Below are 7,776 nucleotides of genomic sequence, written 5' to 3' on the forward strand. Positions count from 1 at the left end.
CTTAGGAGGCTTTCCATGCCCCACTCTCCCAGCCCGCCCAGCGGGCTTTTTTGCCCCCTACCCCAGCACCCGCAGCCCCGTGCGCGCCACGAACTCCTCGTAGCTGATCGGCGGGCCGGGCCGAGCGCCTGCGCTATTTGCCTGCCAATGAACCCAAGAGCGGCCCGTCGTCGCGTCGTACACGACCTTGTAGAGGTAGTCGGGCACGGCCACCCTGCCCGTCCCAATTGCCCTCGGATAGTCGCCATAGATCGGACCCGAGATCACGTAGACGTCGCCCTTTGCCCGCATCACGTACTTGCGTGTGTCCTGTTCCGTCTTGTTCCAGGTGCCGCGATTGTGCTGCGGGTCCTGCGGCACCATGTTGGCCAAGCTGAAACTCTGCGCCATCGCCTGGTCGTCGGGCATGTCGCCAGCCGGTGCCATATGCCCACGATCAAAGCCTGATCCCCTGTAGTCGACCAGCCCCGCCCGCTCGGACGCCGGTAGACGCGCTTCCTCGTAGAAGTTATCGGTGCGTGCGATGCCCTGGGCGGCGATCAGCATCTGACGGTTCAGGCGCTCGACGACCAGCACCGGGGTTTTTCTCTGGCCGCTGTACAGGATGGCGAAGGACGAAAAGCATAGTTCGCGCAGTGCGGGGGCTGATGGGACAGCCGGCGGTGCCTGATGAGGGAAGAACTGCCGGCACTGAGGAAATGACGTCTGGACGTAGCTGCCGGGCGAAACCGACGCCGGCGCAGTCTGTTGAGCGCCCTGCGGCAAATCCAGCCTGGCCAGCATCCCGTCGATGCTGAGCTCCTGTAGTTGCGGATGCAGCACCCAAGACATTGCCGCGAACGATGCAACCGCTGATAAGACCAGGGCTCGGAAAAACCGTGCGGGGCCACTGCGCCCCGTCTTTCTACTGCTTGCTGTGCTGCGCCTCTTGCCGCGGCTCTGATGCTTCTTTGCTGCCATGGGTGAGGATTATAGGAAACGACGCAGCCCGCACTCAGCCGCCTCCGGGCAGCTTTTTCATGCCTGTCGATCAAGCCCCTTGGCCGACATGATCGACACCGGTGGCTCAACGTCAGCCCGCCAGTGTGCTGCTGCAGCTCCTGCAGGTCCTGCGCTTTTTTGCAACTCCTGCAGCACCTGCACATTTTTGTTGCTCCTGCATGTCCTGCAGGTTTATGCGACTTCTACCGCCATCCATGCAAAACCACAATATATTGTGCTGTATGTATGCACAGTTAGAATGAAGCCGCGTATTTCCTGACAAATTTGTAACGGCTTGTGGTTTCGGGGGCATTTTGGTTTGTAGTGGAAAACCCATGCCCATTAAAATCCTTCCAGGCAAAGAAAAAGCCGCACGAAGTGGGGAAACCTCGTGCGGCCCTGAGCCTACTTTCTGCCAGCGACAGAAGGAAGCGAATTAGCGAGACGAATTTTCGTTCTTTCTGGTGCTGGCGTCAACCTTTCCTATACAAGGAACGCATCATGCGACAGACGCAACACCAAACCTCACTGCAGCTCATCGCCCATCGAACCGATAGCGGCATCGTCCAGCAACGGGCGGCTGACGGATACATCAACGCCACAGCACTCTGCCAGGCCGCAGGGAAGCGCATGGGACATTACCTTGAAAATGGCACCACGAAAGAGTTCCTAGCGGAACTTTCTGCGGATGTCGGAATTCCGACACCCCAACTAATTCAAATAGTTAGGGGTTGGAATGAGCCTCAAGGAACATGGATTCACCCGCAAGTCGCCATCCACCTTGGGCAATGGCTGTCGGCAAAATTTGCCGTCCAAGTTAGTAAGTGGGTCTACGACTGGATGTCCGGGAGGGGGCAGCCGGCCAGGCTTCCGTACCACATTGAACGCCACCTGATGAACCAGAACAAGATCCCCCTGGGTTACTTCTCAGTGCTGCAGGAGATGACCAACTTCCTGGTGGGGCCGATGGAGGCGAACGGCTACCGCCTGCCGGAAAAGTGTATGCCCGACATCGCCCAGGCAAAGATGCTCTGTAGATATCTGCGCGACGAATGCGGCGTGGACACAAAGACGCTCAGCAAATACTCGCACGAATTCCCGGATGGCCGTGTGGTTCAAGCGAACCTCTACCCGGTGGAATACCTCGGAGCATTCCGGCGACTGATGGCCGAGGTGTGGATGCCGCAGCATGCCGCCGCGTACTTCAAGACCCGTGACCCCGACGCCCTGCCGGCGCTCGACAAGATCCTTCTTCTGAGCGGGCCGCAGCAACCTGGGCGCCCGCCCGCCAACAAGCCTCGATTCAAGCGCAAGGCCTGACCGCCCTGTCCCCTCCTACCAGCCGCCTAGAGCGGCTTTTTTGCGTCTGGGTGCCAGGCGCCGCGCAGTTTTAGCGTCAAAAGTTGGTGACTCATAGCTGCTGGGTTGTGTTTTCCCAGTCGGCAGGCCCGCGCACCGGGTGCCATGGAGCAGACATGCGCGACGACGTCATTTTGATGGCCGCGATCATCTTGGTCTGGATGATCTTCTACTAACTCCACCGCCGCCCTTCGGGGCGGCTTTTTTGTGGGCGCTTGGTATTGGTGAGGCCTGCTGCGCCCTACAAATCTTAGTTGCCTAACTTTTTACTTGACTTTGTTTTCTTAGTTGTCTAAGATTCATTCATCGCATCCCCAAGCCTAGGCCCCAGGGCCAGTAACAGGGATGCAGCAGTACAGAAACAAGCGCAAGCCCATGCGAGAGCGGCAGTACCCAGAACACCGGATCTGAACCGCTGGAGTCGAAAGAGGAATGCCTGGTCCAGGCTGCAACTGGACTGACGCTATGAAGGGGTAGTAAGCGGAGAGCCCCAGAGCCGACAGAGCCGCGTGACATCGAGCGAACAGGAGCCGTCTGGGGCTCGATGTCCGGAGTTATCCGAAGCCGCATTCAACCGAGTGCGGCGCCGAATGACACCCAGCCCCGGCCACCGGGGCAGCACCGGAGAAACGAACATGATCGCTCACGCAGAACACCAAGGACGGATTTTCGTCTTCTCCACCGCAGAGCACCGCGACGCCTGGACGGCTGCACTGCCTCGCTCTCAACGCATCACCCCAGGAACGACCGACGACCATATCAAGGGATTTTTGCTGGACCAGCGCAAACCAACAGACGTCGAGCAATCGGAAGGCATTGTTTACGTGTGGGAATAACAGCCCCGGCCCCTGCCGCGAGACAGGGGGCTTCCTGATGACAAGGAGATAGACATGGAAATCACCGCCTTTCTCACGACCGACGAAGCGCATGCTCTCGGTCGGAAGTACGCCCAGGCTGGCCTGAAGCTGACACCGCACGACTGCAAGCCGATTGATGACGCGATCTTCGAGCAAATCAGCGGCTTGACCGGCACGGCCCGCTGCAAGGCTTACAACGCCCTGCGCGGCGCCTTCAATCACGGCTGGAATCAGGCCTACGCGGCACAGGAACCCAATCATGACCACTGAAACGAATATCGGCGATGTCGTCCAGCTTTCCCCGGACGCTGGCGCCTTCGCGGCCTGTTTTATGGTCGTGACTGAGCCGAAACCCTGGGGCGCCCAGGGATATGTCCGGGTGCCTGGCGGCGGTGACGCCTACTTCCGCGCCAAGCACGAATACATGACGCACATCGGCCGTGCCGAGTGGATACGATCCGATGAAACCGAGGGCCAGCCATGACCAAGGTAACGATGCCGCCCGTGTCCGTGGCTGTCGAGTCAGACTTTGATCTGCGATGGGTTGGCTCTGATCCCCTAGCGCAACTGGTGGCGCGAACCGGTGCCAGGGTAGGAAGCGTATTCATCACCACCGAACAGGCCGAAGCCTACGCCGCCGCCAGAGTGCGGGAGGCGCTGGAAGAGGCGGAGGCCGCAATTACGGATCTGCTGAGCAAACAATCATCCGTGCGGGCTGCTGACGCAATCGCCGCCATCCGCGCCCTACTCCCCTCAACGCCTGCACGACCGGAATCTGAGCAGTAGCCGGGTCCAGGCCGCACCCGGTTGGGTCAAGTCGGGGTCATCGCACAGGCTGACGAACTGGCCGCCAGAAATTAACCCTAGCGGTGGCGCTTGCCGGGGTTTTTCTTGTGGTGGATATGCGGGCCCCGCTCTTTACTCACATGCTTGCCGCTGCGAGTGCTAAGGCTCACGCCTTTGGGAGCGACGGGACGGGGAGTGCGCTTACGATCGGCTTCAGTAACGATTTTGTTGCCCATGGAAGTCTCTCTAAAGTTTAGGTAAATCCTGTCATTGTCACACATTTGCACTCAAACGCCAGCATGTAGGCGCACATGCCCATGCCCGGCACGGTGAAAGCCGGAATCGAAGCGGATGCCTAATCTGCAGCGCAACAGCGCGAGCCGCCGGGGGCAGCTTCGCGTATGGGGCCCACGATACGGCCCCACCCCCCACTATCAGACCTTCCGCATGCGGCACGGCGGGCTCGGCCCTATCAGCCAGCCGATCTCAATCACACGCTCGAGTACGCACCCCGGAGATTCGCCGGCGTCGTGCCGCATGCCGAGGGCCTGAACTCCTGAACCCGCCAATACCGCCCGTGTGCACGCGGTCGTGACGACTGGGAACGCAAGCAGACCCTCGACCTTTTTTGGAGACTGACATGAGCGCAGTGGATTCGCTTTTCATGTGGCTGGCGGCTGTCTCATTTGCTGCCGCTGGCGACGCGCTGTGGGTGAGCAGGATCCGCCCTGCCCTGGCGCCCCGCTTCGGCTGGCGCGACCTGGACCCCGACGAATTGATCCCGGCGAAGGCCTGGATCGGCGCCCTGGCTGTGTTGGCCCTGTTTTTCATCATCGTGCCGTTCGTCGGCGCGGCTGCGGGGTACTGACATGATCCTCGACACCCACATCCAGGGCATCCCCTGCCGCGTCCGGCTGACATATCACCGCAAAGAGGATTCGCCGGTTCTGAACGGACCGATGGACTGGGCAGACCCAGGATCGCCCGAGGAAGTCGATTTTGCAGTGCTGGACATGCAGGACAAACCCGCACCGCACATCGAGCGCGAGATGCTGCCCGAGGACCGGGCGGCAATCGAACAGGAATTGATCGCAGCGATTCACGCCGAGGCTGAACAAGTCCGGGCAGATGCTGCGGAGCTGGCATTTAACGAATGGGGAGCGTACGCATGAGCGAAGTCGCTGAAGCTGAAAGCACTGAACTTGTCACCCTGCCGGCGCGTGAAGTCGCCCTGCAGGTCTACAGCACCGCCGGCGGACTTGATCCGCTGATCGAAGAAATCCGCAACAAGGTCTCGGGCGTGGTCTACGACATGACCACAGCCAAGGGCCGCGCCGAATGCGCGTCCGACGCATTCAAGGTCGCCAAATCCAAGACGGCCATCGAGAAATTGGGCAAGGCTCTGTCTGCAGAATACAAGGAAATCCCGAAGAAGATCGACGCGGAGCGGCGTCGGGCCTTTGATGCGCTGGAGGCCTTGCAGGCCCAGGTGCGCCAGCCGCTGACGGAATGGGAGGAAGCGGAAGAGGCGCGTGTGCAGCGACACCGGGGCGCACTGGCTGGCATTGAAACGCTGCTCACGAACTGCGGCGAGACGTCGGAGGCTCTGCGAAACGCCCTGAAATTTGCGGAAATGGTCGAGATCGGCCCCGAGTGGGAGGAATTTGAGACCGAGGCGCACCGTGCCAAGGCGAGGGCCATCGAAACCCTGACCGCCGCCCTGGCTGCCCGCGAGAAGTATGAGGCCGAGCAAGCCGAGCTCGCCCGCCTGCGCGCCGAAGCTGAGGCCCGGCGCATTCAGGACGAAAAGGACCGCATCGCCCGCGAGGCAGCGGAAGCCGCGACCAAGGCAGCAGAAGCCAAAGCCCAGGCCGAGCGCGAAGCAGCCGCCCGGCGCGAAGCCCAGGCCAAGGCCGCAGCAGAACAGGCCGAACGCGAACGCCTGGAAGCCATCGAGCGCCAGAAGCAAGCCGAGGCCCGCGCCGAAGCTGAAAAACTGGCCGCCGAGCAGCGCGCCAAGGATGCTGCCGAAGCTGCCCGGCTGGCAGAGATCCAGCGCCAGGCTGACGAAGCCGCCCGCATCGAAGCCGAACAGAAGGCTCGCGAAGCCGACCGGGCACACAAGGCCAAGACCAACAATGCCGCCGTCGCCGCCTTGGTGGCCGGGGGACTGACCGCTGAGGCCGCAAAGCTGGCCGTGACTCTGATTGCTCAGGGCAAGGTGCCGGCAGTGCGGATCAACTATTAGAGGGAATCATGAGCGCAATTCACTCTGCAATGCTGGCCATCATGACAGACGTTGCCAAGGAAGGCATCAGCAAGTCCATGTACAACAAGGACCAGAAGTTCAACTACCGCGGCATCGATGCGGCCATGAACACAATGGCCGGAATCCTGATCCGCCACAAAGTCCTGATTCTTCCCGCCTACAGCGACGTCCAGGACAAGGACAAGCCCACCAAGAGCGGCGGCTCCATGGAATACGTGAAGGTCAAAGGCCAGTTCACGTTCCTGAGCGTCGAGGACGGAAGCTCGGTTACGACCGTGTTTTTCGGAGAGGGTTGTGACGTGTCGGATAAGTCCACAACGAAGGCCCAGAGCGTGGCGTTTCGCACGGCTCTGTTTCAGACCTTCGTCATCCCGACGATGGCGATCGACCCGGAAGCGGATGATGGCCATGAAGAAGCTGTATCGCCCGAAACGCAGGCCCTGTTGGACGAGGCCCAAGCCGCAGCCGAAACCGGCATGACCGCCTACAAGGCGTTCTGGGAGCGGATCACGAAAGAGCAGCGCACGGCAATCGGCGCTGAACATGAGGCGTTCAAAAAGATCGCCGCCATGGCCGATGAGCAGGTGCCGGCATGATCGTCTACGACGCCCCCCAGGGGTCATCCGAATGGCTGGCCTGCCGCGCTGGCGTCATTACCGCCAGCATGTTTTCTACAGTGCGCGCCAAGGTCAACGGCCTGGACGCCAAGCAAGCCTTGTATGTCGATGCGATCCTGGCTGGCAGGACTGAGGCTCATGCCCGCGAGATTGCGGGCTACAAGGCCGCCCCAAAGGCTGATGTGGTCGACCGAGCGATTGCCGGAGAGCGAGTGGGCGAATGGTCGGACGCCGCCAAAAACTACGCCTTCCGGCTGGCCGTCGAGCGCATCGCTGGCGAACCGCTGGACGAGGGTTTTCAGACCTGGACAATGCGCCGTGGTCATGAGATGGAGCCAGAGGCCCGCCGGGAATTCGAAGCCCAAAGCGGGCTGATCATCGAGCCTGCCGGGTTTGTCACCACGGACGACGGGGCCTTTGGCGCCAGCGCGGATGGATTTGAAGGCAAAAGGGCTGGGGCCGAATTCAAGTGCTTCATTGCCCCGGAAAAGCTGCGTGCCTTCTGGTTTGACAACGACGCGGCCAGCGTCACGGATCAAGTGCAGGGCGGCGCGTGGATCACTGGGCGCGGGCGCTGGCATTTCGGCTTGTACTGCCCCGCCCTGGCGCCCGTCGGAAAACAACTTTGGATGCGCACCTACGAGCGCGACGACGACTACATCGAAGCCATGGAACTCGATCTGATCGAGTTCAAGGGCCTGGTCGACGAATACGAACGCAGGCTGCGCATGAAAGAAGCCGCGTAGCGCAGAGAGCATCAGCCTCATGGAGGGCAAGCCCATGTCTCAAGCAATCGCCCAACTCGTGACACTGACACTCAACCCGCAGATCGCCCGCCGCATCCGCCGCACGAAGTTCAGGCCGCCCAAGCCGCCGCGCGTGAAACCGGAGCCCAAGCCAAAGCGCC

Annotated in this window: 11 protein-coding genes; 10 read left to right on the plus strand and 1 reads right to left on the minus strand. The window is 61.1% G+C overall.

Going from position 1 to position 7,776, the window contains the following annotated elements:
• Positions 1–57: 57 nt before the first annotated feature.
• A complete protein-coding gene (locus WA983_RS07970) occupies positions 58–960 on the minus strand; it encodes a DNA/RNA non-specific endonuclease (protein WP_424311878.1) in 903 nt (300 codons plus the stop codon).
• 522 nt (positions 961–1,482) lie between these two features.
• On the opposite strand from WA983_RS07970, the gene WA983_RS07975 reads away from it, so the two are divergent.
• The 10 genes from WA983_RS07975 (at position 1,483) to WA983_RS08020 (ending at position 7,615) form a co-directional block, all read left to right on the plus strand.
• Positions 1,483–2,301, plus strand: a complete 819-nt coding sequence (locus tag WA983_RS07975; RefSeq protein ID WP_424311879.1) for a KilA-N domain-containing protein — start codon at positions 1,483–1,485, stop codon at positions 2,299–2,301.
• Positions 2,302–2,975: 674 nt separating this feature from the next.
• Positions 2,976–3,176: a hypothetical protein gene (locus WA983_RS07980; protein ID WP_424311880.1), complete on the plus strand. Its 201-nt coding sequence runs from the start codon at positions 2,976–2,978 to the stop codon at positions 3,174–3,176.
• A gap of 54 nt (positions 3,177–3,230) precedes the next feature.
• Positions 3,231–3,467, plus strand: coding sequence for a hypothetical protein (locus tag WA983_RS07985; RefSeq protein ID WP_424311881.1), 237 nt, complete (start codon positions 3,231–3,233; stop codon positions 3,465–3,467).
• The gene (locus WA983_RS07990) at positions 3,457–3,681 is read left to right on the plus strand and encodes a hypothetical protein (protein WP_424250412.1); all 225 of its coding nucleotides are present in this window, start codon (positions 3,457–3,459) and stop codon (positions 3,679–3,681) included. Before WA983_RS07985 ends, WA983_RS07990 begins: the two co-directional genes overlap by 11 nt.
• Positions 3,678–3,983 (plus strand): hypothetical protein, encoded by a 306-nt coding sequence (locus WA983_RS07995; protein WP_424250414.1) that lies wholly within the window; start codon positions 3,678–3,680, stop codon positions 3,981–3,983. The genes WA983_RS07990 and WA983_RS07995 overlap by 4 nt, the downstream gene beginning before the upstream one ends.
• A gap of 640 nt (positions 3,984–4,623) precedes the next feature.
• Positions 4,624–4,851 (plus strand): hypothetical protein, encoded by a 228-nt coding sequence (locus tag WA983_RS08000; protein WP_424250416.1) that lies wholly within the window; start codon positions 4,624–4,626, stop codon positions 4,849–4,851.
• 1 nt (position 4,852) lies between these two features.
• The gene (locus WA983_RS08005) at positions 4,853–5,155 is read left to right on the plus strand and encodes a hypothetical protein (protein WP_424311882.1); all 303 of its coding nucleotides are present in this window, start codon (positions 4,853–4,855) and stop codon (positions 5,153–5,155) included.
• Complete coding sequence (locus WA983_RS08010) at positions 5,152–6,231, plus strand: hypothetical protein (RefSeq protein ID WP_424311883.1); 1,080 nt, start codon at positions 5,152–5,154, stop codon at positions 6,229–6,231. Before WA983_RS08005 ends, WA983_RS08010 begins: the two co-directional genes overlap by 4 nt.
• An 8-nt stretch (positions 6,232–6,239) precedes the next feature.
• Entirely contained in the window at positions 6,240–6,848 is a 609-nt protein-coding gene (locus WA983_RS08015) for an ERF family protein (RefSeq protein ID WP_424250424.1), read from the plus strand.
• Positions 6,845–7,615 carry a YqaJ viral recombinase family protein gene (locus tag WA983_RS08020; RefSeq protein ID WP_424250426.1) on the plus strand — a complete coding sequence of 257 codons (771 nt, stop codon included), beginning with the start codon at positions 6,845–6,847 and terminating at the stop codon, positions 7,613–7,615. Before WA983_RS08015 ends, WA983_RS08020 begins: the two co-directional genes overlap by 4 nt.
• Positions 7,616–7,776 lie beyond the last annotated feature (161 nt).

This window comes from Castellaniella sp., from assembly GCF_049650445.1.
Classification (GTDB): domain Bacteria; phylum Pseudomonadota; class Gammaproteobacteria; order Burkholderiales; family Burkholderiaceae_B; genus Castellaniella.